Origin of the sequence: Pseudomonas sp. DVZ6, from assembly GCF_024259445.1 — a bacterium.
Taxonomy (GTDB): domain Bacteria; phylum Pseudomonadota; class Gammaproteobacteria; order Pseudomonadales; family Pseudomonadaceae; genus Aquipseudomonas; species Aquipseudomonas peradeniyensis.
Genome location: NZ_JANCLM010000010.1, coordinates 80,403 through 104,550 on the forward strand (window position 1 = coordinate 80,403; position 24,148 = coordinate 104,550).

General features: G+C 66.7%; 21 protein-coding genes. 8 read left to right on the forward strand and 13 right to left on the reverse strand.

Annotation, left to right across the window (positions count from 1 at the left end; translation table 11 throughout):
- Nucleotides 1-105 precede the first annotated feature (105 nt).
- Nucleotides 106-1,308 carry a TolC family protein gene (locus NMG10_RS08010; RefSeq protein ID WP_232855544.1) on the reverse strand — a complete coding sequence of 401 codons (1,203 nt, stop codon included), beginning with the start codon at nt 1,306-1,308 and terminating at the stop codon, nt 106-108.
- Between the two features lie 554 nt (nt 1,309-1,862).
- Here NMG10_RS08010 and NMG10_RS08015 point away from each other — a divergent pair.
- From NMG10_RS08015 to NMG10_RS08025, 3 genes are all read left to right on the forward strand, one after another.
- On the forward strand, nt 1,863-3,083 hold the full coding sequence (locus NMG10_RS08015) for a putative DNA modification/repair radical SAM protein (RefSeq protein WP_254464133.1): 1,221 nt from the start codon (nt 1,863-1,865) through the stop codon (nt 3,081-3,083).
- Nucleotides 3,080-3,922 (forward strand): TIGR03915 family putative DNA repair protein, encoded by an 843-nt coding sequence (locus tag NMG10_RS08020; protein ID WP_203652363.1) that lies wholly within the window; start codon nt 3,080-3,082, stop codon nt 3,920-3,922. The genes NMG10_RS08015 and NMG10_RS08020 overlap by 4 nt, the downstream gene beginning before the upstream one ends.
- A 316-nt stretch (nt 3,923-4,238) precedes the next feature.
- The gene (locus NMG10_RS08025) at nt 4,239-6,404 is read left to right on the forward strand and encodes a TonB-dependent siderophore receptor (protein WP_254464134.1); all 2,166 of its coding nucleotides are present in this window, start codon (nt 4,239-4,241) and stop codon (nt 6,402-6,404) included.
- A 180-nt stretch (nt 6,405-6,584) separates the two neighbouring features.
- Here the strand turns inward: NMG10_RS08025 and NMG10_RS08030 are convergent, their stop codons facing one another.
- From NMG10_RS08030 to NMG10_RS08050, 5 genes are read right to left on the reverse strand one after another with little or no spacing between them, the layout of a single operon-like run.
- On the reverse strand, nt 6,585-7,340 hold the full coding sequence (locus NMG10_RS08030; protein ID WP_232855547.1) for an ABC transporter permease: 756 nt from the start codon (nt 7,338-7,340) through the stop codon (nt 6,585-6,587).
- The gene (locus NMG10_RS08035; RefSeq protein ID WP_232855548.1) at nt 7,340-8,545 is read right to left on the reverse strand and encodes an ABC transporter substrate-binding protein; all 1,206 of its coding nucleotides are present in this window, start codon (nt 8,543-8,545) and stop codon (nt 7,340-7,342) included. Before NMG10_RS08035 ends, NMG10_RS08030 begins: the two co-directional genes overlap by 1 nt.
- On the reverse strand, nt 8,532-9,353 hold the full coding sequence (locus tag NMG10_RS08040) for an ABC transporter ATP-binding protein (RefSeq protein ID WP_232855549.1): 822 nt from the start codon (nt 9,351-9,353) through the stop codon (nt 8,532-8,534). The genes NMG10_RS08035 and NMG10_RS08040 overlap by 14 nt, the downstream gene beginning before the upstream one ends.
- Nucleotides 9,350-10,414 carry an acyl-CoA dehydrogenase family protein gene (locus tag NMG10_RS08045; RefSeq protein WP_254464135.1) on the reverse strand — a complete coding sequence of 355 codons (1,065 nt, stop codon included), beginning with the start codon at nt 10,412-10,414 and terminating at the stop codon, nt 9,350-9,352. Before NMG10_RS08045 ends, NMG10_RS08040 begins: the two co-directional genes overlap by 4 nt.
- Nucleotides 10,415-10,461: 47 nt before the next feature.
- Nucleotides 10,462-11,022: a carboxymuconolactone decarboxylase family protein gene (locus NMG10_RS08050; protein ID WP_254464136.1), complete on the reverse strand. Its 561-nt coding sequence runs from the start codon at nt 11,020-11,022 to the stop codon at nt 10,462-10,464.
- A 102-nt stretch (nt 11,023-11,124) separates the two neighbouring features.
- On the opposite strand from NMG10_RS08050, the gene NMG10_RS08055 reads away from it, so the two are divergent.
- Nucleotides 11,125-12,033 (forward strand): AraC family transcriptional regulator, encoded by a 909-nt coding sequence (locus NMG10_RS08055; RefSeq protein ID WP_232855552.1) that lies wholly within the window; start codon nt 11,125-11,127, stop codon nt 12,031-12,033.
- A gap of 12 nt (nt 12,034-12,045) precedes the next feature.
- Here the strand turns inward: NMG10_RS08055 and NMG10_RS08060 are convergent, their stop codons facing one another.
- The 4 genes from NMG10_RS08060 to NMG10_RS08075 form a co-directional block, all read right to left on the reverse strand.
- Nucleotides 12,046-12,924 carry a DMT family transporter gene (locus NMG10_RS08060; protein WP_232855553.1) on the reverse strand — a complete coding sequence of 293 codons (879 nt, stop codon included), beginning with the start codon at nt 12,922-12,924 and terminating at the stop codon, nt 12,046-12,048.
- A gap of 322 nt (nt 12,925-13,246) precedes the next feature.
- Nucleotides 13,247-15,346, reverse strand: a complete 2,100-nt coding sequence (locus NMG10_RS08065; RefSeq protein ID WP_254464137.1) for a bifunctional diguanylate cyclase/phosphodiesterase — start codon at nt 15,344-15,346, stop codon at nt 13,247-13,249.
- A 141-nt stretch (nt 15,347-15,487) separates the two neighbouring features.
- Nucleotides 15,488-15,988: a GNAT family N-acetyltransferase gene (locus tag NMG10_RS08070; RefSeq protein WP_232855555.1), complete on the reverse strand. Its 501-nt coding sequence runs from the start codon at nt 15,986-15,988 to the stop codon at nt 15,488-15,490.
- A gap of 206 nt (nt 15,989-16,194) precedes the next feature.
- A complete protein-coding gene (locus NMG10_RS08075; protein ID WP_050706097.1) occupies nt 16,195-16,614 on the reverse strand; it encodes a RidA family protein in 420 nt (139 codons plus the stop codon).
- A gap of 141 nt (nt 16,615-16,755) precedes the next feature.
- Here NMG10_RS08075 and NMG10_RS08080 point away from each other — a divergent pair, with 141 nt between their 5' ends.
- Nucleotides 16,756-17,505, forward strand: coding sequence for an NAD-dependent deacylase (locus NMG10_RS08080; protein WP_254464138.1), 750 nt, complete (start codon nt 16,756-16,758; stop codon nt 17,503-17,505).
- 78 nt (nt 17,506-17,583) lie between these two features.
- Here the strand turns inward: NMG10_RS08080 and NMG10_RS08085 are convergent, their stop codons facing one another.
- Nucleotides 17,584-18,051 (reverse strand): FAD/FMN-containing dehydrogenase, encoded by a 468-nt coding sequence (locus tag NMG10_RS08085; RefSeq protein WP_254464139.1) that lies wholly within the window; start codon nt 18,049-18,051, stop codon nt 17,584-17,586.
- Between the two features lie 61 nt (nt 18,052-18,112).
- Nucleotides 18,113-18,727, reverse strand: a complete 615-nt coding sequence (locus NMG10_RS08090; protein WP_186714076.1) for a LysE family translocator — start codon at nt 18,725-18,727, stop codon at nt 18,113-18,115.
- Nucleotides 18,728-18,839: 112 nt separating this feature from the next.
- On the opposite strand from NMG10_RS08090, the gene NMG10_RS08095 reads away from it, so the two are divergent.
- The 3 genes from NMG10_RS08095 (at nt 18,840) to NMG10_RS08105 (ending at nt 22,639) form a co-directional block, all read left to right on the forward strand.
- Nucleotides 18,840-19,292 (forward strand): Lrp/AsnC family transcriptional regulator, encoded by a 453-nt coding sequence (locus NMG10_RS08095; RefSeq protein ID WP_203652353.1) that lies wholly within the window; start codon nt 18,840-18,842, stop codon nt 19,290-19,292.
- Nucleotides 19,293-19,703: 411 nt separating this feature from the next.
- Entirely contained in the window at nt 19,704-21,116 is a 1,413-nt protein-coding gene (locus NMG10_RS08100; RefSeq protein ID WP_203652352.1) for a cytosine permease, read from the forward strand.
- A gap of 170 nt (nt 21,117-21,286) precedes the next feature.
- A complete protein-coding gene (locus NMG10_RS08105; protein WP_254464140.1) occupies nt 21,287-22,639 on the forward strand; it encodes an SPFH domain-containing protein in 1,353 nt (450 codons plus the stop codon).
- Nucleotides 22,640-22,847: 208 nt separating this feature from the next.
- On the opposite strand, the gene NMG10_RS08110 is transcribed toward NMG10_RS08105, so the two are convergent.
- Nucleotides 22,848-24,077: an acyl-CoA dehydrogenase gene (locus tag NMG10_RS08110; protein ID WP_110738959.1), complete on the reverse strand. Its 1,230-nt coding sequence runs from the start codon at nt 24,075-24,077 to the stop codon at nt 22,848-22,850.
- Nucleotides 24,078-24,148 lie beyond the last annotated feature (71 nt).

Here is a 24,148-nt window from a genome sequence, read left to right on the forward strand (position 1 = left end):
TGTTGCTCCTGCTGGAAAAGTCGTTGCAGTTCAGGGCCCATCGCGGGGCAAGCCCGCTCCCACGCATTCCCGTGGGAGCGGGCTTGCCCCGCGATGGGACGAGGCTCAAAGCTCGCCGTAGATCCGCTCCACCTGAGCCCGGGCATCGGTCGCCTGGGCCAGCGCCTCGAGGTACAGCCCGCGCGCCTCGATCAGCGTGCGCTGGGCATCGAGCACATCGAGGAAGGCGAACTTGCCCATCTCGAAGCCGCGGGTGGCGGTGTCCACCGCCTGCTGGGCGGCGGGCAGGATGGTGCGGTCGTAGGCCTGGACCTCGCCCATGGCCGTGCCCCACTGCTCCAGGGCGCTGCGGGTTTCGCTGCGCAGGCGCAGATCCACGGCGTTGCGCAGGTCGCGGGCCTGGTCGGCGCGGCGGGCGGCGGCCAGCACGTTGCCCTGGTTGCGGTCGAACAGCGGCAGCGGCATCGACAGCCCGACCACGTTGACCCGCTCACGGTCCTCGCGGCTGTACTGGCTGCCGAGGCTGACGGTCAGGTTGGGGATGCGCTGGGCCTTCTCGGAACCGAGGCTGGCATCGCCACGCTCGATCTGCGCCGCGGCCAGGCGCCACTCGGCAGTCTGCTCGACCTTGGCCAGCAGGCGCTCGGTCTGCGGCGCCGGGCCGGGCGAGAGGTTGCTCGCGTCGAGCCGGTCGAAGCGGGCCTCGGCACTGCCGGTCAGGCGCGCCAGGGCCTGGTTGGCCACGCCACGTTCGGTGCGCGCCCGACGCACCGCCGCCTCGGCCTGGGCCAGCTGGACCTGGGCGCGGGTGGCCTCCACCGGCGAGGACTGCCCGGCCCGCACCCGCCCTTCCACCACCCGCAGGCCGCGTTCGGTCAGCGCCTGCGACTGTTGCGCCAGCTCCAGCGCGGTCTGTGCCCGCAAGGCGGCATGGAAGGCCTGGATCACATCGGCGCGCAGGCTGTTGCGCTGGCGCTCGAGCTCCAACCGGGCGATCGCCTGGCCGGCCTCGGCGACTTCGATCCGCGCGCCGCGCTTGCCGCCCAGCTCCAGGGCCTGGCTGAGGGTCACGGTGGTGGTGCTGGTGTCGCGGCGGGTGTCCTCGACTTCCCAGGACAGCTCGGGGTTGGGAATCAGCCCGGCCTGGCGGCGCTCGCCCTCGGCGATGCCGATCTCGCGGCCGATGGCGGCGAAGTCCGGGTTCTGGGCAAAGGCGGCGTCGAGCGCCTGCTCCAGGCTCAGGCCCTGGGCACCGGCAGGGCCGGCCAGCAACAGGCAGAGCAAGGCGATCTTGCGGGGGATGGGCACGGCGGAAGTCCTCGTCGACAAGCGGCGGAATGCTTTGGCGAGGGACTTTAGGCAGCGGTGGTTATCGGGGGGGTGGCGGGAAGATTACAATTTTGTAATCAAGGGGGGCCGAGGGTGGATCGTCTTGAAATGAGGGTCTTTGAGGGTGTTCGACGTTAGAGTTGCAGCGCCTGTCAGATCGAGCGCCGCCCGCGCGGCGCATCGCGGGACAAGCCCGCTCCTACATCTGTTTCGGGCCAGTCAATCCTGTGCCATTACCTGGTCCGCCTTGTTGGTCCGACACGGTTTCAGCGTGTGCACCGCTGCCGCTTCATCTGTCTCAAGACAGGCACCAAGGCGGGCAACCATGGCCTGACAGGTTCGGCACGTTGCAACAAATGCAGGAGCGGGCTTGTCCCGCGATGCGCCGCGCGGGCGGCGCTCGATCTGATAGGCGCTACAGGACTCTCGCCAGGCACCTCTGCGCCATCACGCCATCAAAACCACCTGCAAACACTTGCTATCAGCCCAACGCCGAAATACTGTATGCATGAACAGTAAAATCGGATTACCCCATGCAGCTCATCGCCAAGCTCGGCATCCTCGCCGATGCCGCCAAGTACGACGCGTCCTGCGCCAGCAGCGGCGCCCCCAAGCGCAGCTCCCGTGGTCGCGACGGCCTCGGCGCCACCAACGGCATGGGCATCTGCCACAGCTACACCCCCGACGGGCGCTGCGTGTCGCTGCTCAAGGTGCTGCTGACCAACTTCTGCCTGTACGACTGCCAATACTGCGTGAACCGCCGCTCGAGCAACGTGCCGCGGGCGCGCTTCAGCCCCGAGGAAGTGGTGCGCCTGACCTTGGACTTCTACCGGCGCAACTGCATCAGCGGCCTGTTTCTCAGCTCCGGCATCATCCGCTCGGCCGACTACACCATGGAGCAACTGATCCGGGTGGCCCGCCTGCTGCGCGAGGAGCATGGCTTTCGCGGCTACATCCACCTCAAGACCATTCCCGACGCCGACCCGCTGCTGATCGAGGAAGCCGGGCGCCTGGCCGACCGCCTGAGCGTGAACATCGAGCTGCCCACCGACGCCAGCCTCGAACGCCTGGCCCCGGAAAAACGCGCCAGCACCATCCGCCAGGCCATGGGCGTGATCCACCACGGCCAGCAGGCCGTCGCCGGTGAACCACGGGCGCCACGCTTCACCCCCGCCGGGCAAAGCACCCAGGTCATCGTCGGCGCCGACGCCACCGACGACAGCGCCCTGCTGCGCAACGCCGAGTCGCTGTACCAGTGCTACGGCCTCAGGCGCGTCTACTACTCCGCCTTCAGCCCGATCCCCGACAGCCCGTCCAGCGTGCCCCTGGCGGCCCCGCCGCTGCTGCGTGAACACCGCCTGTACCAGGCCGACTTCCTCCTGCGCGGCTACGGCTACAAGGCCGGCGAACTGCTGGGCGAAACCGGCAACCTGGCCCTGGACATCGACCCCAAGCTGGCCTGGGCGCTGGCCAACCGCGAGGTGTTCCCGCTCGACGTCAACCGCGCCGAGCCGGCCCTGCTGGCGCGCATCCCCGGTATCGGCCTGCGCAGCGTGCAGCGCCTGGTGGCCCTGCGCCGTGAGCGGCGTATCCGCTACGACGACCTGATCCAGTTGCGCTGCGTGCTGGACAAGGCCCGCCCGTTCATCGTCACCAGCGACTACCGCCCGGCCCAGGCCGAGCTGCGCAGTGGCCTGCTGCGCGCCCGCCTGCGTGAACCCCAGGCACCGGTGCAGATGGGCCTGTGGGGATGATTGCGCTGGATTGCGGCGACGACTTCGCCACCTGGCGCGACCAGGCGCGGCAACTGCTCGGCCATGGCATCGACCCGGCCACGGTGACCTGGGGCCAGGCACGTATGGACGACCTGCTGGCCGTGCCCACGCCCCTGCCCGTCGGCCCCGGCCCGTTCCGCGCCCGCGTGCCGGCGGCGCTGCTGGCCCAGCTGGAACAGGCCGGTCGCTACCGCGGCGAGCAGCGCTGGAACCTGCTGTACGAAGTACTCTGGCGCGTCGCCCACGGCGATCGCACCGCCATGCTCGCCGGCGACCGCCTGGGCAGCGAGATGCAGCGGCGCATCCGCCAGGTCGGCCGCGAAGCCCATCACCTGCATGCCTTCGTGCGCTTCGTGCCGCTGCCCGAGGCACTGGCCGAACAACTGCAACTGGACCTGGTCGCCTACCACGAACCTGCCCACGACATCCTCGACAGCGCTTGCGGGCATTTCGCCGATCGCCTGGGGCGCCAGCGCTGGTTGATCGCCACGCCCCTCGATGGCGTGCGCTTCGACGGCCAGCACCTGGACTACCAGCGCCAGTGCCCGCAGGCGTGGCAGCAATGGGCGCGCAACGCCGAAGACCCCGGCGCCGAGCTGTGGCTGGCCTACTACCGGCACACCTTCAACCCCGCCCGGCTCAACCCCGGTGCGTTGCGCCAGCACCTGCCCGGGCGCTTCTGGCGCCACCTGCCGGAGGGCCCGCTGATCCCCGAGCTGGTCGGCCAGGCGCGACATGGCAAGCAGCGCGACGGGCAGGCACTGGAGGTCGGGCGTCAGCGTGGCAAACGGATTACGGTGGCTGATCCACTGCCATAACCGTCACCTGTAGGAGATCGCCCAGCCCTTCGTGCTGCGATATCCCACAGGGAACAGGGTTGCCAGCATCACCATCGTGGGAGCGGGCTTGCCCCGCGAAGCGGTGTATGGCACCGGCATAGCCGGTGATCCGGGCGGTGCGGCGTTCCGACAAGCCCGCTCCCACGGGTATGACTCCACAAGAAATAACTCAATCGAATTGAATTTTTGAAAAATTCATCAATTCAGATTCGGATGCATTGTTACGAGCCTGATAATCCGACACACTTATTGCTAATTATTCTCATAAGCACTAGCAATAAGGATAAAGCCCGGCATGTCACCGCACCTCTCCCCTCACCGTTTCACGCCCAGCCGCAACCTGCTGGCCATGGCCATCTGCATGGCGACCCTCACCCCGGCGCTGGCCGAGGAGCAAGCGCCGGCCGTGATCGAGCTGGGCGCCACGGCCATCAACGACAGCAGCCTGGGCAGCACCACCGAGGGGTCGAAGTCGTACACCACCGGCTCCATGTCCACCGCCACCAAGCTGCCGTTGACCATGCGCGAAACGCCCCAGGCGGTGACCGTGATCACCCGCCAGCGCATGGACGACCAGGGCATGACCAGCATCAATGACGTGGCCAGGTACACCCCGGGGCTGTTCCTCAACCAGTCCAACGGCCCGGGCCGGCAGACCTACAAGGCCCGCGGCTTCGACGTCGACAACATCATGTACGACGGCATCCCCAGCGCCTACACCGGCTGGGTGGTCGGCGCCCAGCCCAACCTGGCGATGTTCGACCGGGTCGAGGTGGTGCGCGGCGCCACCGGGTTGGTCACCGGCTCCGGTACGCCTTCGGCGGCCATCAACCTGGTGCGCAAGCGTCCGCTGGCGGAACAGAAGGTCACCCTCACCGGTGCCGCCGGCAGCTGGGACAACTACCGCGGCGAACTCGACGCCTCCAGCCCGCTCAACGACAGTGGCACCCTGCGCGGTCGCGTGGTGGCCTCTTACCGCGACGCCAATGGCTTCCGTGACGGGCAGCAGGAAGACCACGGGCTGTTCTACGCGATCACCGAGGCCGACCTGGGCGAGGACACCACCCTGACCCTTGGCCTGTCCCACCAGAAGGACAAGACCAACGTGTTCTGGGGCGCGATTCCCACCGACCTGAACGGCCACCACCAGGACCTGCCCCGCTCTTACAACCCGGCCACCGACTGGGAGGTCAAGGACCAGGAGATCAACACCCTGTTCGCCGAGCTGCGCCAGCGCCTGGCCAATGACTGGAAGCTGCAGGTCAACGCCATCTACAGCGAACAGAACGCGCTGTTCCGCGGCTCCTACCAGTCGCGCTGGGACCTGGCCAAGCCGCTGAGCCGTACGGTCTACCAGTCGGCCCACGACGAGAACCAGCTGGGCCTGGACACCTTCGCCAGCGGCCCGTTCGAGGCCTTCGGCCGCACCCACGAGCTGGTGGTGGGTGCCAGCAAGCGCATCTACGACATGACCGAGCGCAACTACAGCCCCTACGACCTGGACTACCCCATCGACGGCGGCAAACCGGACTTCCTGCACACCAGCAGCAGCCGCTACCTGATCAACCAGGAAGGCGTGTACACCACCACCCGCCTGAGCCTGGCCGACCCGCTCAAGCTGATCCTAGGCGGGCGCCTTGACTGGTACGACTACGACCAGCGCGGCAGCAACGAGGGCGACTACAAGGTGACCCGTAACGTCACCCGCTACGCCGGCCTGATCTACGAGCTGGACGAGCACCACTCGCTGTACACCAGCTACACCGACATCTTCCAGCCCCAGGACAACAAGGACCCCAGCGGCACGCCGGTGCGGCCGATCGAAGGCAAGAACTACGAGGTGGGCATCAAGGGCGAGTACTTCGACGGCGCGCTCAACGCCAGCCTCGCGGTGTTCCGCATTGATCAGGAGAACCGCGCGGTCGAGGTGGACAAGAGCCTGTGCCGGGCCGGTCAGTTCGCCTGCTACGAGGCCTCCGGCGAAGTGCGCAGCCAGGGGATCGACTTCGAGGTGCAGGGCGCGCTGACCGAGCAGTGGCAGATCGGCGCAGGCTATACCTATGCCCGCGTACACACGGTCAAGGACGCCAAGAATCCAGAGAAGGTCAACAAGCCGTTCGAGTCCGACACGCCGCAGCACCAGTTGAAGCTGTTCACCACCTACCACTTCCAGGGCCCGCTGGAAAAACTGCGGGTCGGTGGCGGCATCACCTGGCAGAGCCGCATGTACAACGACTTCACCGTGGCCGACGGCGGCAGCTACCGCCTGGAACAAGGCGCCTACGCCGTCACCGACCTGATGGCCGGCTACGCGGTCAACCAGCACCTGGACCTGCAGCTCAATGCCAACAACGTGTTCGACCGCAAGTACTACTCGTCGATCTCCAAGTCGGTGAACTATGGCAGCGACACCTTCGGCGATCCGCGCAACCTGATGCTGACGGCCAAGTACAGTTTCTGAATCCCGAGGCGCAGGGACGCGCCTCCAGGCCTCACGCGCTCCCCCTGTAGGAGCGGCCTTGCCGAGGCGTCGGACCGGCCGGAAAGGGCCGCGTAGCGGCCCCAGGATTTCAGCGTTGATACAAAGATCGCCGGGGCCGCTTTGCGGCCCATTCGCGGCACAAGGCCGCTCCTACAGACATCAGGCATGCACCCAACGCCGATGCAGCCCGCGCGCCAGGGCATCAAGCATGAACCCCAGCACCCCGATCAGCAGCACCATCGCCATCAGCTCCGAGTAAGCCAACCGGTCACGGGTATCGAGGATGAAATAGCCCAACCCGGCGCTGACACCGAGCATCTCGCACGGCACCAGCACGATCCACAGGATGCCGATGGCCAGGCGCACGCCGGTCAGCACATGGCCGATCACCCCGGGGATGATCACCTTGCACAAGGTCTCCCAGCGCGTGGCGCTGAGGCTGCGGCTCAACTGCAGCCAGCGCGGGTCGAGCTGGCGTACCCCGGCGGCGGTGTTCAGCAGGATCGGCCACAGCGCGGCGAAGGCCAGCAGGAAGTAGATCGGCTGGTCGCCCACGCCCATCAGCATCACCACCACCGGCATCCACGACAGCGGCGAGATCATGCGCAGGAACTGGAACGCCGGCGTGGTCGCCGCCTCCAGGTGACGGTAGCTGCCCACCAGCAGCCCCAGCGGTACGCCGATCAGCAGCGCCAGCAGCAGGCCGACGAGGATGCGCTTGAGGCTTACCCAGATATGCCCGTAGACCTCGCCCTGCCCCAGCAGCTCTACCAGGCTTTGCAATGTGGCCTGGGGCGAGAAGCGCGCCGACAGGCCATCGGCGGCGCCGAACAGGCGCACGCCCGCCCACCACAACAACAGCAGCGCCGCCAGGCCCGCCAGGCCCAGGGCGCCATGCACGACATGCCTGCGCATCAGACCGCGAACTCCTCGCTACGCTGGAAGTTCTCGGCGATGCCGAACGCTGTCGGGCCACCCACGGCGGCGATGGCGTTGCGCACGAAACGCTCGTCCACCAGGTCACGGGCGGTCTGCGCCGGGTCCAGGGCGGCGAGGAAATCGCTCTCGCCGACGATCAGGGTGTTCTTCAGGCGCTTGACCAGTTCCTCGGTGTAGCTGGGGAACGGGTAAGGCTGGAAGTCGATGCGCTTCTCGTCCCACTGCTGGTGCTGGATCGCGCCGCTGGCGATGTAGCCGGCGCGGTCTTCGGCGGAAGGCGCCAGCACCTTGGTCAGCACCGCCGGCTCGTGCGGGGTGTACTTGTTGGGGCCGGCCTTGGACAGCAGGGCTGCGGCCTCGGCGCGGTGTTCGCGGGTCCACTGCTGGGCCTTGACGATGGCGTTGACCACCTTCTGCGACCACTCAGGGCGGTTGTTCAGGTCGTGCTCGTGCATGAACACCACGCAGCAGGCATGGTTGCGCCAGACATCCCCGGTGAAGCGCTGCACGCGGCCGACCTTGAGGTTCTCGGCCAGGGCGTTGAACGGCTCGGCAACGATGTAGCCGGCGATGCGCTTGCTGGCCAGGGCCGGTGGCATGTCCGACGGCGGCAGCACCAGCAGGTTGACCTCGTTGTCCGCCAGTTGCGCGTCGGCCGGCTTGGACACGGGCTTGAGGCCATTGTCGGTGAGCATCTGTTGCAGCACCACGTTGTGGATCGAGTACCAAAACGGAATCGCCACGGTCTTGCCGCCGAGCTGCTTCATCTCGGTGATGTCCGGGGCCACGGTCAGGCCCGAGCCGCCGACGTGGTTCCAGGCCACGACCTTGGCCGGCACCTTGCTGCCGTAGCGCGCCCACACGGTCATTGGCGACAGCAGGTGGATGACGTTGACCTGGCCAGAGATGAATGCCTCGATCACCTGCGCCCAGCTGCGCAGCAACACCGGGCGCTCGGCCTTGATGCCCTCGGCCTCGAACAGGCCGTTGTTGTGCGCCACCAGCAAGGGCGTGGCGTCGGTGATCGGCAGGTAGCCGATGCGCACCGGCGCGTCCGGCTCGGCGGCGGCGCGGGCCTGCAGGCTCGACAGTAGCGGCACGGCGCCGGCGGCGGTGAGCATGGCGCTCAGCTTGAGAAAGTCGCGACGGGACGTCGTGGAACAGCAGTCATCCATGCACATGGACAGCCTCCGAGGGCAAGGGGAATGGAGTGGGTTCGGCTGTGCGGCTTGCCCGCCGAAGGGTTTTCAGTATCTCGATGCGCAGCGCGCCCAGTTCCTCGACCCGCTGCGCGCGGGGCTGCGGCAGATCGATGTGCCACTGGCCGAGGGTGCGCGCCGGGTGGTTGCCCAGTAGCAGCACGCGATCGGACAGCAGCAGGGCTTCGTCGATGTCGTGGGTGATCAACACGGCGGCGGTGTTGTGGGTGGCGATCAACTGCAGCAGCAGTTGCTGCATGTCGGCCCGGGTCACCTCGTCCAGCGCGCCGAAGGGTTCGTCCAGCAACAACACCTCGGGCTGGCGCGCCAGGCAGCGGGCCAGCGCGGTGCGCTGGGCCATGCCGCCGGACAGCTGCGCCGGGTACTGGCCACGGGCGTGGGCCAGGCCCACCGCGTCGATGGCGTGGTCGATCCGTGCGCGCCGCTCGGCCGCCGGCAGCCTGGGCTGGCGGGCGAAGTCGAGGCCGAAGGCGACGTTCTTCTCAAGGCTCAGCCAAGGCAGCAGGCTGGGGTCCTGGAATGCCACCGCCAGGCGCGGATGCGGCCCCTGCAGCGGCTCGCCGCGCAACTGCACGCTGCCGCCACGGGCCTGCTGCAGGCCGGCCAGCACGCGCAGCAGGCTGGACTTGCCAACCCCGCTGGGGCCGAGGATGCTGACCACCTCCCCCGGCGCCAGCGCCAGGTCGAACTGCTCCAGCACCGCCTGCCAGCCACCCTCGCGCGGGTAGCCCAGGCTGATGTCGCGGGCTTCGAGTAGCACGTCGGTCATGCAGAGGCCGCCTGGCGTTGCAGCTCGGCGCGCAGTTGCACCAGGCTCGGGGTGACGATCGGCACGAACGCCGACTCGCGCCAGCGGCGGGCGAAGCCCTCGCCGTAGGCGGTCAGGTAGGCCTTGCCACCGCTGGCCTGCAACTCCAGCTGCACGGCGTCGGCGGCGCATTCGGCGAGGGTGATGCGCAGTTTGAACAAGGCGGCCGGCTGGCTCTGGAAGCGGCCGTCGAGCAGCCCCTGCTTGAGCTCGGCGACGGTGTTCTCCAGGCGCTCGGCGAGCACCTGACGCGCCTCATCGAGGAACGCGCCACGCCCCTGCAGGTGTGCCTGTGCCTCCTCCAGGGCGCGGCGAGCCAGGCCGATGGCCATGCCGCACTGCAGCGCCAGGAACGCCGGACGCACCCTGGGCAGGAACTCGCGGGCGTTGTCGTGCAGCAGCCAGTCGCGGGCCAAGGGTACCTGGTGGAAGGCCAGCGCCGCGGTGTTGCTCGATTGCAGGCCCATCAGTTGCAGGTCGTCGGAGCGCTCCAGGCCCGGCGCGTTCGACGGGATGGCGACCACGAACGGCGCGCCGCCGGCGTCATCCTCGATGGCCGCGGCCACCACGAAGCCACGCTTGCGCAGGTTGGTCACCCAGTGCAGGCGCCCTTCCAGGTTCCAACCGTCGCTCGCGGCACGGCCGCGCACCTGCAAGGCCTCGATCCCGGAGAGGAACTTCATGGCGTTGGACAGGCCGGTGGCCCCGGCCAGCTCGCCCTTCAGCAGGTCGGGCAGCAGCCGTTCGCACAGCGCCCGGTTGGGGCTTTGCAGCAGGTATTCGATGAAGGCGCGCTGACCCCAGCAGACGAAGGCCGCGGCCAGCGAACGGCTGGCGATGGCGGCGATGGCCTCGACCGCCGCGCTGACGTCACCACCCGAGCCGCCCAGGGCCGGGTCGACGCCGATGCGCAGCAGCTGCGATTCGGCGATATGCGCCAGCACCAGGTGTGGATCGCACTGGCCCTGGTCGATGGCCTCGGCATTGGCATCCAGCCATTGTCGAAATGCATGATCAAGCATGTCCCTACTCCTGTTGAAACGCCGGACGCGCCGGCATCAGGCCTTGATCAGGCCGAAGGCTGCCAGCGGTACTTGCTCAGCTCGTCGTTGAGCGGCGTCTGGGCGAACACATTAGCAAAGTTGCACAGGGTTGCGAGGCTCACGCCGAGTATCACTTCCAGGGCGTTGCCTTCGCTGAATCCGGCGTCACGGAATGCCTGATAGGTGGCATCGCCGACGTTGCCGCGGGTGGCGATCACTTCACGGGCGAATTCGGCGAGGGTCTCGTAGCGGGCGTCAGGCAGCTCGCCGCGGGCACGCAGGGCATCGACCACGTCCTGAGGCAGCTTGGCCTTGTTCAGCGCCACGGCGGTGTGGCCGGCGACGCAGAAATCGCAACCGTGCTGGGTGGCGGCGATCAACTGCACCACCTCGCGCTCGGCCAGGGTCAGCTCGGACTTGCCGTTGAGCGCCGAGACGGTAACGTAGGTTTCCAGCGCCGCCGGGGCGTTGGCCAGGATGCCCAGCAGGTTGGGGATGAAGCCGGAGTTCTTCTGCGCGTTCTCGAGGAATGGGCGGGCGGCTTCCGGAGCGGTCTGCAGGCTGTGTAGAGTGATGCGTGCGGACATGGAGTGGTCTCCTTTGATGTAGGTCGCTACAGTCTGTTGGTTATAAGAAGTAGCATCCATATTCATCAGTCGCCTTTCCTTGCTCCAGAGTCCTTGCATTAGATGATTTCTTCCAGCCCCCTCGTCGATTGGTTATTAGAGAGCCTGGAGCTCGACGCCAGCCTGTTCCATGTCGGCCGCTACTGCGGGGGCTGGCACGCCAGCACCCAGGGCATGGGCCGGGCCAGTTTCCACCTGGTGGTGCAGGGCCATTGCTGGCTGCATATCGATGGCCAGGCGCAGCCACTGCGCCTGGAGAGCGGCGATGCGGTATTCCTTTTGCGGGACCTGGCCTATCGACTTTCCAACGACGAGGATGCCGCCGACGCCTGTGCCCAGCCGCGCCGGAGCATGCAGGCGCTGGACCTCGAAGCGGGCGACGGCGTGGGGCTGGTGTGCGGGTTCTTCCACTTCCAGTCGGGGTTGTCGTCACTGATCGTCGACGGGCTGGCGGACTGGATCCTGCTGCGCGCCAGCGAGCCGGCCGGCAGCGCGGCGCGGGCGCTGTTCGGGCTGATCCTCGAGGAATGCCGTCGCCCGCAGCCCTCCCAGGCGCTGCTGGAACGCCTCACCCACCTGCTGTTCCTGTATGTGCTGCGCCAGCAGGTGCACGCCGGCCACTCGCTGGGCGGGCTGGTCGCCCTCGCCCGCCAGCCGGCCTTCGCCGGCTTGCTGGAACGCTTGATCGAGGAGCCGGGGCAGGCCTGGACGCTGGAGAACATGGCGGCCTGCACGGGGCTTTCGCGCTCGGCCTTCTTCAAGCGCTTCAACGAGTTGGCCGGGCAATCGCCCGGGCAGGTACTGCTGGCGCTGCGCATGCGCCATGCCTGCCAGTTGCTCAAGGCGGGCAATACCGTCGAACAGGTGGGCGCGCAGGCGGGGTATCAATCGGTGGCGGCCTTTACCCGGGCGTTCGCCAAGGCGGTCGGCGTGCAACCCGGGGCCTATCGCAAACAGCAGGGTGCTGGCTGAGGAACATGCCCCTCACGCCCTTCGCTGCATCCAGGCCGCCCCCAGCCCGCTGAGGCAGATCACCGCGATGCCGACGAGGCTCGTGCCATCCGGGACCTGGCCGAACACCACCAGCCCCAGCAGCCCGGCGAACACGATCTGGCAATAGCTGAACGGCGCCAGCAATGCCGGTGCGGCATGGCGGAACGCCTGGGTCAGCAACAGGTGCGCGGTCATCCCGCAGCCGCCCAGCGCCAGCATCAGCGGCACATGGGGCCATTGCGGCACCTGCCAGAAGAACGGCACCAGCGCCGTCAGGATCAGGGTGTTGCACAACCCCGCATAGAAGTTGCTGGTGGTTGGAGTGTCGTGGGCGGCCAGCTTGCGCGTCAGCAACTGGTAGAAGCAGAACCCCAGCGCCGAGCCGAAGGGGAACAGGATGGCCGGAGTGAACATCGCCCCGCCCGGGTGCACCACCACCAGCACACCGATGAAGCCCATCACCACCGCCAACCACTGCCCCGGCGTCACCCGCTCCTTGAGCAGCGGCACCGACAGCGCGGTGACCAGCACCGGCGCGAGGAAGTTGACCGCGGTCGCCTCCGCCAACGGCAAGTACTGCAAGCCGGCGGTAAACAGCAGGCTGGTGCTGAGCAGGCTCAGCGCGCGTAGCGTCTGCAACAATGGCCGGCGGGTACGCAGCACCGCGAGGCCCGCCTTGGGCAGGAAGATCCCGGCCATCAGCAGGGTGTGCACCAGGTAACGCACCCAGACCACCATGATGATCGGGTAGATCCCACCGAGGAGTTTCGACAGTGCGTCGTGGCTGGCGAACAGGAAGGTGGCCACCACCACCAGGGCGATGCCACGCAGCGGCTGGTTGACTCCGGACAGCGGCGAACTGGAACTCATGAGGCTCTCGGGCGATGGCCCCGGCATGGTGCCGGGGCATGGGCGGATTCTAGAAGAGAACCCGGGGACGCGACAAAGCCTTGTGGTCCAACTGGTACATTTTGTTCGCTGATCGACCACTTTTGCCGAAGGAGAGTGTGGTTTGTTCAGGAGATCGCTCAGCCTATTGAGCTTGGCTTTCAGGGTGGCAAGCATCACCAGCGTGGGAGCGGGCTTGCCCCGCGATGCGATGCATGGCACCGGCTTTGCCGGTGATCGCGGGTCAAGCCCGCTCCCACGTTAGAACCCGGATCGAGCATGCAGTCCAAAATTGGTTGTGCGTTCAGGACCGCGGCATCACCTGCGTCAAGCGCTCGCTCGCCGGTGCTGGTCGGCCGTACAGGTAGCCCTGGAAATGCGAGCACCCCTCGGCCAGCAGACGCTCCATCTGCTCGGCCGACTCCACCCCTTCGGCCGTGGTCTTGATCATCAGGCTGTTGGACAGCTCGGTGATGGCGCGGATGATCGACATCGCCTCGCGGCTTTCGCACATGTCGTGGACGAACGACTTGTCGATCTTGATCCGGTCGAAGGGGAACGAGCGCAGGTAGCCGAGCGAGGAATACCCCGTGCCGAAATCGTCGAGGGAAATCGACACACCCAGATCCTTCAATGCCCGCAGGGTGCGCACGTTCTCCTCGCTGTTGCCCAGCAGCACCGACTCGGTGATCTCCAGCTCCAGGCGCGTGGCCGGTAGTCCCGAGTCAGCCAGGGCCAGGGCCACGGTGTGCACCAGGTTGGCGTTCTTGAACTGCACCGCCGACAGGTTGACCGACACCGTCTGCGCGGTGCCCCAGCTGGCCGCCTCCTGGCATGCCAGGTTCAGCGCCCGGGCGCCAATCTCGTGGATCAGCCCGGTCTCCTCGGCGATGGGGATGAAATCCATGGGCATGATCATGCCGCGGCTCGGGTGCTCCCAGCGCAGCAGGGCCTCGTAGCCGGTGACGCTGGCGCTCTGCTGGTCCACCACCGGCTGGTAGTGCAGCTGCAGCTGGCCCATGTGCAGCGCGGTGCGCAGGTCGGTCTCGACCAGGCGGCGCTGGCGGGCGGCGACATCCAGTTCGACATGGAAGCACTCGTAGCGGTTGCGGCCATTGCGCTTGGCCTCGTACAGGGCCATGTCGGCGTAGCCCAGCAACTGCTCGGCCTGGTCGTGGTCGTCAGGCGCGACCGCCACGCCGATGCTCACCCCCACGCTGAACTGGTGCCCTTCGATATGGAACGGCGGGCAGATCGCCTCGATCAGGCGCTGGGCGGTATTGCGCGCCGCATCGCCGGTCTCCAGGCCCGACAGCACCACGGCGAACTCGTCGCCACCGAGCCTGGCCAGGGTGTCGTGCTCGCGCAGCTCGCGGCGCAGGCGCTTGCCCAGGGCGCGCAGCAGCTTGTCGCCGAAAGCGTGGCCAAGGGTGTCGTTGATGTTCTTGAAGTTGTCCAGGTCCAGGCACAGGGCGGCGGTCAGCTTGTCGCTGTCCTCGCCGCGCAGCAGCGCCTGCTTGAGACGCTCGTGGAACAGGGTACGGTTGGGCAGCCCGGTCAGGGCGTCGTGGTGGGCCATGTGATGGATCTGGGCATGGGCGGCCAGTTCCTCGGTGGCGTCCTCGGCGACGAACAGCACGTAGTCCCCCTGCCCTTCGCGGTTGTCGCAGAGCGTGGCCCGGCTGCGCAGGGTGCGCGGCCCCGTGGCGGTGTCGACCCGGGTTTCGGCTGCGTAGCCCTTGGTACTGCGCGCCCCGCGGGCCAGCTGCTGTTCGAGGTAGTCGACGGCCGCTGGCACCAGGCACTGGCCGGGCAGCTGGCCGACCATGCGCGTGCCCTGGCGGCCGAACAGGTACTCGGCCTGCTGGTTGGCCAGGAGGATCTGCTGACTCTGCAGGTCCTGGACTATGACGCTGGCAGGAATGTTGGCGATCACCGAGTCGAGGAACTGCGACAGGGTGGTCATCTCCTGGCTGTACTGTTCGGCCAGCTCCTTGGCCTTGAGCAGCTCCAGCTCATGTTGGCGGCGCTCGGAGATGTCGCGGGTGATCTTGGCATAGCCGATCAACTGTCCGCTGTGTTCATCCTTGATCGGCTCGATCACCACGCTGGTCCAGAAGTGCGAACCGTCCTTGCGCTGGCGCAGTCCTTCGGCCTGGAAACGCCCCTCGTTACGCGCGGTGTCCAGGCTGAGCGCCGGCAGGCCGGCATGGCGGTCCTCGTCGGTATAGAACACCGAGAAGTGCTGGCCGATGATCTCCTCGGCCTGGTAGCCCTTGGCCCGCTGCGCGCCCGGGTTCCAGTTGGCGACGATGCCCTCGGGGGTGAGCTGGTAGATGGCGTAGTCCGCCACACTCTGGATCAACAACCGGTACATCATGTCAGGATTGGCGGCGAGCGGCATGGGAATGACCTGACTCCTTCACAGCAGGAATAGGAAACCTCCGGACCGTACGTCGGAACAGTCCGAAATAACGAAGTGCTGGCATTATGCCGCTCGACGCAGGTCTTTTGTGAAGTGCGTCACAAAAAATCTGCGGGGTGGTCAGTGCCGCCGTCGGGTCACCAGGAAATTGCGCAGTTGCGGCTCGTCATCCAGCGCGATCTCCCGCACCGGACGCGGCAGGTCCGCCAGCACTGCCTGGCAGAACGCCAGGGCCGGGGCATCCTCGCGATAGCAGCGCACCAGCCAGTCGCTGTCGCCTTCGCACAGCGTCTGGCGCGCCACCGCCAGGCCCACGCCCTGGCGGCGGTACTTCTTGAGGATGAACAGGTCGGCCAACTCGCAGGCCTCGATGCCGGGCAGTTCGCTGCGCTCGATAAGCATGAAGCCGGCGATGAAGCCGTCCACCAGGATCAGGTTGGCGCTCCAGCCGGGGGTTTGCCAGTAGCGGGCGAAGTGCGGCTCGTGGATGTAGAAGCGCCCGTCCACCTCGACGTCCTCCTGCTCCCAGTCGGAGGACTCGTAGGCGTAGAACTGGTAGAGGTTGCGCATCAGTTCGACGTGCTCGGGGCCGGTCTGGTGCAGTTCGACAGGGGCGGTCATGGCGCAGGCTCGATCGATTGGCAAATCGCGAGTCTACCAGTCCATCGTGGGCAGGGCTTGCACGCCCCCCTGCAGGAGCGGCCTTGTGCCGCGAAGGGCCGCAAAGCGGCCCCGGCGATTTCTGCTTTAAATTGGAACCCTGGGGCCGCTACGCGCCCCTTCGCGGCACAAGGCCGCTCCTACAGGGATTGTGCAGGGCCGATCGCTCACGCCTCGGGCAGCGCCGCCACCGCATCCACTTCCACCAGCATCCCGTCCAGCGCCAGGCGCGGGACCGGAATCAGCGTGCAGGTCGGCGTCATCCTGCCACCCCAGGCGCGCTCGGCCTCGGCCACCCACTGGCTCAGGCGCGCCTCGGAATGATCGACCACCAGCAAGGTGAGCTTGAACACGTGCTCAAGAGTGGCCCCACGGGAGGCCAGGGCAATCTTCAGGTTCACCAGGGCCTGGCGCGCCTGCTCGTCGAATCGCGCCGAGAGATTGCCCTGCAGGTCCTCGCCGCCCTGCCCGGCGATGTACAGCAGGCGGCTGCCGGCACGCACTTCGGCGACATGGGAATAGGCATTGCCACTGGGGTCGTAGAGGCCTTCGGGGTTGCTCAGGGCGAAGGCGGCTGGCTGGGTCATGGTATCGCTCCGTCGATGGAATGAGCGGCCGAGTATCAGACCTCAGGTTAGGTCGAGGTCAAGCCCCCGACTCCCCGGTGCTTGTCGCCTTCCGGCCCCACTGGCACAGTGGCGCCCTCGCACCGTCGTCCTGGAGCCCCCATGCCGTTCGATCCAACCTTGCTCACCCAAGCCCGCCACGTGGTGGTGTTCACCGGTGCCGGGGTATCCGCCGAAAGCGGCATCGCCACCTTCCGCGACAAGCTGACCGGGTTGTGGGAGCGTTTCGACCCGGCGCAACTGGCCAGCGCCGAAGGCTTTCGCGCCGACCCGGCGCTGGTCTGGGGCTGGTACCAGATGCGCCGAGCGGGAATCGCCCAGGCCACGCCCAACCCCGCTCACCAGGCCATCGCGGCGCTGGCGGCGCGGGTACCGAAGCTGACCCTGGTGACGCAGAACGTTGACGACCTGCACGAACGCGCCGGCAGCCAGGACGTGCTGCATTTGCATGGGCGGCTGGACGCGTTCCGCTGCCTGGACTGCGCACGGCCGGTGGACGCGCCTGTGGCCCTGCCCGAGGACGCCCTGCAAGGCCGGCGCATTGAGCCTCCGCGCTGCAGCCGTTGCGCCGGGCCGCTGCGGCCCGGGGTGGTGTGGTTCGGCGAGATGTTGCCGGAGCAGACGCTGGAGCGGGCGTTCGACGCCGCGCAGCAATGCGACCTGCTGTTGTCGGTGGGAACGTCCGGCGTGGTGCAGCCGGCGGCCTCGATTCCACGGCTGGCGCTGGCGGCGGGGGCGACGGTGGTGCATGTCAATCCGCAGCCTGAGAGCGAGGGGCATCCGCGAGAGTTCGTGCTGGCCGGCAAGGCGGGCGAAGTGTTGCCTGAGTTGATGCGCCAGGCGTTTACCTGAACCTGCCGCGCTGTCGCTAGTGGCCCTTTCGCGGGGCAAGCCCGCTCCCACGAGGCTCGCCTGCACAGGGCCATCGGTTCAGTGGGCGGCCTGCTCCAGCGCCGCTTTCAGGTCATCGGCAGCGGTATAGGTCTTCTGCCCGACCAGTACGCCCTTGTCCAGCGAGAGCCACAGCACCTTGCCCTCCTCCCCGGCATAACGACTGGCGACCTGGCCTTCACGGTCCAGCAGCACCCGGTAGCTGTAGTCACGCATGGCCGGGATGGCGAACAGCTTGCTGATCAGCGCCGGCATGCGCTGGATATCCGCGACGAACACCGCATTGCGCGCCTCCAGGTAGCCCTTGGGCTGCTCGGCCAGGGCCGCCTTCATCAGCTTGGCACCGTCCATGTCGCGGGCGACCAGCAGAATGCGGGTGTCGCTGCCCAGGCTGTAGGGCTGATCGTACTGGTCGAGCAGGGTCCAGGGCGCGAGGGTTTCCCCGGTCTGCACGGCATGGGCCAGCAATGGAAGCAGGCTGAGCAGGAATGCGGCGGCGTATTTCATGGTTGGCGGTTCCGATTCATGAGGGCCGTCAGCATAGCCCAAGCCGCCGCCGTTGACAGGTTCAGCGCAATTGCCCGGCAATCAGCTCCACGGCGATCAGGATCATCACGCCGCCGGACAACCGTCCCACCACCCGCGCCGCCGCGGGCCGAGTGCGCAGCACGGCCTTGGCGCCGTAGCCGACCATCAGGTAGATCACCAGCGAGCTGCCCAGGTGCACCAGCCCCAGCAGCAGGATCTGCAACGGCAACGGCCAGCTCGACTGCGGGTCGGTGAACTGCGGCAGCAACGCCAGGAACAGCAGGAAGACCTTGGGATTCAGCCCACTGACGCACAAACCCTTGAACGCCCAGCGCGACCCCGAGTCGCGCTCGCCGCCCTCGCCCGCCTCGGGCACCGCCGGGCTCAACAGCAGGTTGCCGCCCAGCCACAGCAGGTAGAGGCAGCCGGCCAGGGTGAGCAGGGTCAGCGCCAGCGGATGCCCCGCGAGCAGGCTGCCGACCCCGGCCGCCACCACCAGGGTGACGAGAAAATGCCCGGACAGCATGCCGGCCACCGCCGGCACCACCCAGCGCCCGCGCATGCCGGCCGAGATGGCATAGGCCCAGTCGGCACCGGGGGTGATCACGAACAGCAGGGAAACGGCCCAGAACGCCGCCAACACACTCATGGTCATATCGACCCTTCCTTTCACGCAGGTTTCGGTGAAAGAAAGACTACGGATATCGCCCGGGGATTTTCTTTCGTATATTCCCCAAATCAAACCAAACACTGGAAGATTCTTCCCCATGGATCGAACCGATCGAAAGATCCTTGCCGAGCTGCAAAAAGACGGACGCCTGTCGGTCACCGAACTGGCCGAGCGCGTGGGCCTGAGCCTGTCGCCCTGCCACCGCCGCCTCAAGGCGCTGGAGGAATCCGGCGCCATCCTCGGCTACCACGCCCGCCTGGCCCCGGCGGCCCTGGGCCTGAACTTCGCCGCGCTGGTGTTCGTGACCTTGCGCGAAGTGACCCGCCAGCCAGTGGCGGACTTCGAGGCGGCGCTCGCGGACATTCCACAGATCGTCGAGGCCCAGCGCCTGTTCGGCGATCCGGACTACCTGCTGCACGTGGTGACCAGGGACCTGCCGGCGTTCCAGAAACTGTACGACGAACAGCTGACCAGCATTCCCAATGTCAAACGCCTGAGCTCGACGCTGGTGATGAAGGAGGTGATCCAGGACCGGTTGTTGCCGATGTAGGTAGCCTGGTCGGTATGTATTGCCTGCACCGGCCCATTCGCGGGTAAACCCACAGGTTCCGCAGGCTATTGATGAACCTGTGGGAGCGGGTTTACCCGCGAATGGGCCGGTCTGGTCAACCTGTACCCGTGCACCAGCAATGCCCATTCTGCACCACCACCGCGCCCCCGAAGCCACCTGTAGCCCCGGCAACCCACCTACCTCAGGCGCTCCCGCCACCTGGCACCTTCCTTGCTCCCGTCCCCCGCTTAACCTTTTGCCAGCCTTAGGTTTTTTAAGGTTCATGAGCACAAATTTACTAATTTCTCGATACCCGCCCGCCCCGCATCATCGCTCCAACAAGAACGCGTCGCCCCTTGCCGGCACGCACCCGGGCCTCCCCCGATGCCCCACCTTGCCTTGGAGTCAGTCATGACCAGTGCAGCCAATTCGGCCCCCCTCATCGAGAAACACACGATCGGCTACGTGCCGCCGCAAGACCGCCATGGAAAGGTAAGGGATCTGTTCACACTGTGGTTCGGCGGCAACATCGCGCCGTTGCCCATCGTCACCGGCGCGCTCGGCGTGCAGCTGTTCCACCTCAACCTGGTCTGGGGCATCGTCGCGATCCTCGTCGGTCACCTGGTCGGCGGCGTGCTCATGGCGTTGCACTCGGCCCAGGGCCCGCAGATGGGCATCCCGCAGATGATCCAGAGCCGCGCCCAGTTCGGCTCGCTCGGCGCCCTGCTGGTGGTGGTGATCGCCGGGGTCATGTACATCGGCTTCTTCGCCTCCAACATCGTCCTGGCCGGCAAGTCGCTGCACGGCGTGGTCGACAGCGTGCCGGTGCCGGTAGGCATCGTCATCGGCGCCCTGGGCTCGGGCATCATCGGCATCATCGGCTACCGCTTCATCCACGTGCTCAACCGCATCGGCACCTGGGTGCTGGGCATCGGCATAGTGGTCGGCTTCGGCTACATCTTCAGCCATGTGCAGAGCGACGACTTCCTCACCCGCGGCGGCTTCAACCTGGCCGGCTGGCTGGCCACCGTGTCGCTGGCGGCGCTGTGGCAGATCGCCTTCGCCCCCTACGTGTCGGACTATTCGCGCTACCTGCCGGCCGACGTCAAGGTGTCCTCGACCTTCTGGACCACCTACCTGGGCTCGGCCCTGGGCTCGAGCCTGTCGTTCATCTTCGGCGCGGTCGCGGTGCTGGCGATCCCGGCCGGGATGGACACCATGGACGCGGTCAAACTCGCCACCGGCACCCTCGGCCCGCTGATGCTGGTGCTGTTCCTGCTCAGCGTGATCAGCCACAACGCCCTCAACCTGTACGGCGCGGTGCTGTCGATCATCACCCTGGTGCAGACCTTCGCCTACCGCTGGATCCCCACCGCCAAGAGCCGCGCCGTGCTGTCGCTGATCGTCCTGGCCGCCTGCTGCGTGGTGGCGGTGTTCGCCTCGGCGGACTTCATCGGCCACTTCGTCGACATGGTGCTGGTGCTGCTGGTGGTGCTGGTGCCGTGGACGGCGATCAACCTGATCGACTTCTATGTCATCCACAAGGGCGACTACGACATCGACTCGATCTTCAAGGTCGACGGCGGCATCTACGGCCGCTACAACCCCCAGGCGCTGATTGCCTACGCGGTGGGTATCGCGGTGCAGATCCCGTTCATGAACACACCGCTGTACGTCGGGCCGGTGTCCGTGCACATCAATGGCGCCGACCTGTCGTGGCTGGTGGGGCTGGCGATCACCTCGCCGCTGTACTGGTGGCTGGCCAGCCGGGACAGTGAATATCGTCGTCGGCAAGTGAGTGCAAAGCTGGCGGCGGGGGTCTGAATCCGCCGGGCTGATGATCGACAGGAAGACCCGCCGCGGCGGGTCTTCTGCCATTTCCCGGCATGCTCACCGCTCACCCAGAAACGTCCTACATAGCAAGCGGACCCAGCTGACTACTCCAGGCAAAACACCTTGGCGAGCATACGCACTTCCCGCACAAGGAGTGTCCCATGCAAAAATTGCCAGCCCCCGACTTCACGATCCTGCGCAAGAAGCGCAAGCTGATTGCCGCCATCACCCTGCCGGTGCTTGCCCTCGGCGCCATCGCCGCCGTGTTCAACCAAGTGTTCTTCTACAACGAAGCGGGCCAGATGACTCACGTGCGCACGATCTTCGGCGAAGAGAAGGTGGTCGAGGATGTCGGCTACGCGACCAAGTGGTTCGGTCGTAGCACGGTCTGGCGACGCACCATTGGCGTCCAGTCCGCCCTGCGGGTGGACAACCAGGAGGACAACCGCAGCGGACAACCGTCGGTGATCCTGGAAAACCTGCCGATCGTGTTCCTCGGCAACGTCGACGCCAAGGCCGAATTCAGCACCCAGTTCCGCCTGCCCTCGGGCGATGCCTTCCTGAAGATTGCCCAGGAGTACCGCACCCCCGACAACTTCCTGCAGCGCGCCCTGCTGCCCGCCGTCAAGGAAACCCTGCAGGCCACCGCTTCGCTGATGAGCGCCGATGACTACTACGCCGGCAACCGCAGCCACTTTGGCGCCGAGTTCGAGAACCAGTTGCGCAACGGCCTGTACCTGACCAGCCGCAAGGAGATTCGCGTGCAGCGCGACAACCTGCCGGCACAGACCGCGATACTCCAGTCGGGCACCGACCAGGGCAGTTTCGGCGATAACTCCGCGACCCGCTTCGTCATCGAGAAGAAGCTCGACAAGGACGGCCAGGAACTGCGCAAGCAACAGCAGTTCCGCCTGTTCGGCGTCGAAGTCGTCGATGCCCGGGTGACGCACATCGACCCCAACCCCCAGTACCAGGAACGCATGGTGAGGGTGCAGCAGGCCCTGGCCGAACTGGCCGTGGCCCGGCAAAACCGGCTCAAGGAAGAAGAAGAGAAGGAGCTGGTCTCCGCCCGCGGCGCCAAGGACGTCGAGGCCAAGCGCCAGGAAAGCCTGCGCCAGCAGATCGAACGCACCACGGAAGCCGAGACCGAGAAACAGCTCACCCTGATCAACGCCGAACGGGAAAAACGCCGGGCCGAGATCGACAAGCAAACCGCCGAGCTGCTCCGAGACAAGGCCAAGGTCAACGCCGAGGCCACCAAGATCACGGCCGACGCGGAAGCCTATGCACGTGAAGCCTCGCTCAAGGCCGACGGCGCCCTGCAGACCAAGCTCGACGCCCTGGTACAGATCAACCGCGCCTGGGCCAACGCAGCAGCCCAGGCGCCGGTGCCCGGCGTGATGATGGGAGGCTCCGACGCGGGGCTTGGTCGTCAGGACGAGATGGGCAAACTGATGAGCGTGCTCGCGACCAAGGCGGCGAAGGATCTGGCGCTGGACCTCAAGACGCCTTGAGCAAACGCCTGGTCGCCGGGCCCCGCATTGGTAGCTGAAACTCTACCAATGCGGGGCGCGATTATCGGACCGACATGCTGTGCAAAGAGCAGGAAACTAGCGGCACTTCTCTCCTGTCGAGGGCAACAGGACCCAGCTTGGGAAACGCCCTACAGCAAAGCGGGAAACCTCCCCATAGAGAGGTCAGGGAAGGTTTCCTTTCGTTGCATCAATGCCCGCTGCGCAACATCTCCTTCGGCACATACTTGCCAATCTCATACTTGCCGATCGCCGCCCGGTGCACTTCATCCGGCCCGTCGGCCAGGCGCAGGGTGCGCTGCATCGCATACATGTACGCCAGCGGGAAATCACCGCTCACCCCCGCCCCGCCATGGATCTGGATGGCCCGGTCGATCACCTTCAGCGCAACGTTGGGCGCCACCACCTTGATCTGGGCGATCTCGCTGCGCGCCACCTTGTTGCCGACGGTGTCCATCATGTAGGCGGCCTTCAGGGTCAGCAGGCGGGCCATGTCGATCTCCATCCGCGAGTCGGCGATCTTGTCGACGTTGCCCCCCAACCGCGCCAAGGGCCGGCCGAAGGCGGTGCGCTCGACCGAGCGCTTGCACATCAGCTCCAGGGCGCGTTCGGCCATACCGATCGAGCGCATGCAGTGGTGAATTCGGCCCGGGCCAAGGCGGCCCTGGGCGATCTCGAAGCCGCGGCCCTCGCCCAAGAGCACGTTTTCATAAGGCACGCGGACGTTCTCGAACAGCACTTCGGCGTGGCCGTGGGGCGCGTCGTCGTAGCCGAACACCGGCAGCGGGCGGACGATCTTCACCCCGGGTGCGTCGGTGGGCACCAGGATCATCGAGTGCTGCTGGTGGCGCTGGCCGTCCGGATTGGACAGGCCCATGAAGATCATCACCTTGCAGCGCGGATCGCAGGCGCCGGAAGTCCACCACTTGCGGCCGTTGATCACCCACTCGTCACCGTCGCGCACGGCGGTGGCGGCCATGTTGGTGGCGTCCGAGGAGGCCACGTCCGGCTCGGTCATGGCGAACGCCGAGCGGATCTCGCCGCGCAGCAGCGGCTCGAGCCACTGGCGCTTCTGCGCCTCGCTGGCGTAGCGCACCAGCACTTCCATGTTGCCGGTGTCCGGCGCCGAGCAGTTGAACGGCTCGGGCCCCAACAGCGAACGACCCATGATCTCGGCCAGTGGCGCGTATTCGAGGTTGGTCAGCCCCGCGCCGTACTCCGACTCCGGCAGGAACAGGTTCCACAGCCCCTCGGCGCGGGCCTTGGCCTTGAGTTCCTCGACGATCGCGGTGGGCTGCCAGCGGTCGCCCTCGGCGACCTGGCGCTCGAACACCGGCTCGGCCGGGTAGACGTATGCATCCATGAATGCGCTGACGCGCTCGCGCAGTGCCTGGACCTTGGGCGAATAGGCGAAATCCATCGGGGCTACCTTCAGTCAATGAAGAACATGGACCTGAGCCTAGAACAGCCACCCTTCATCCACCTAGTCTA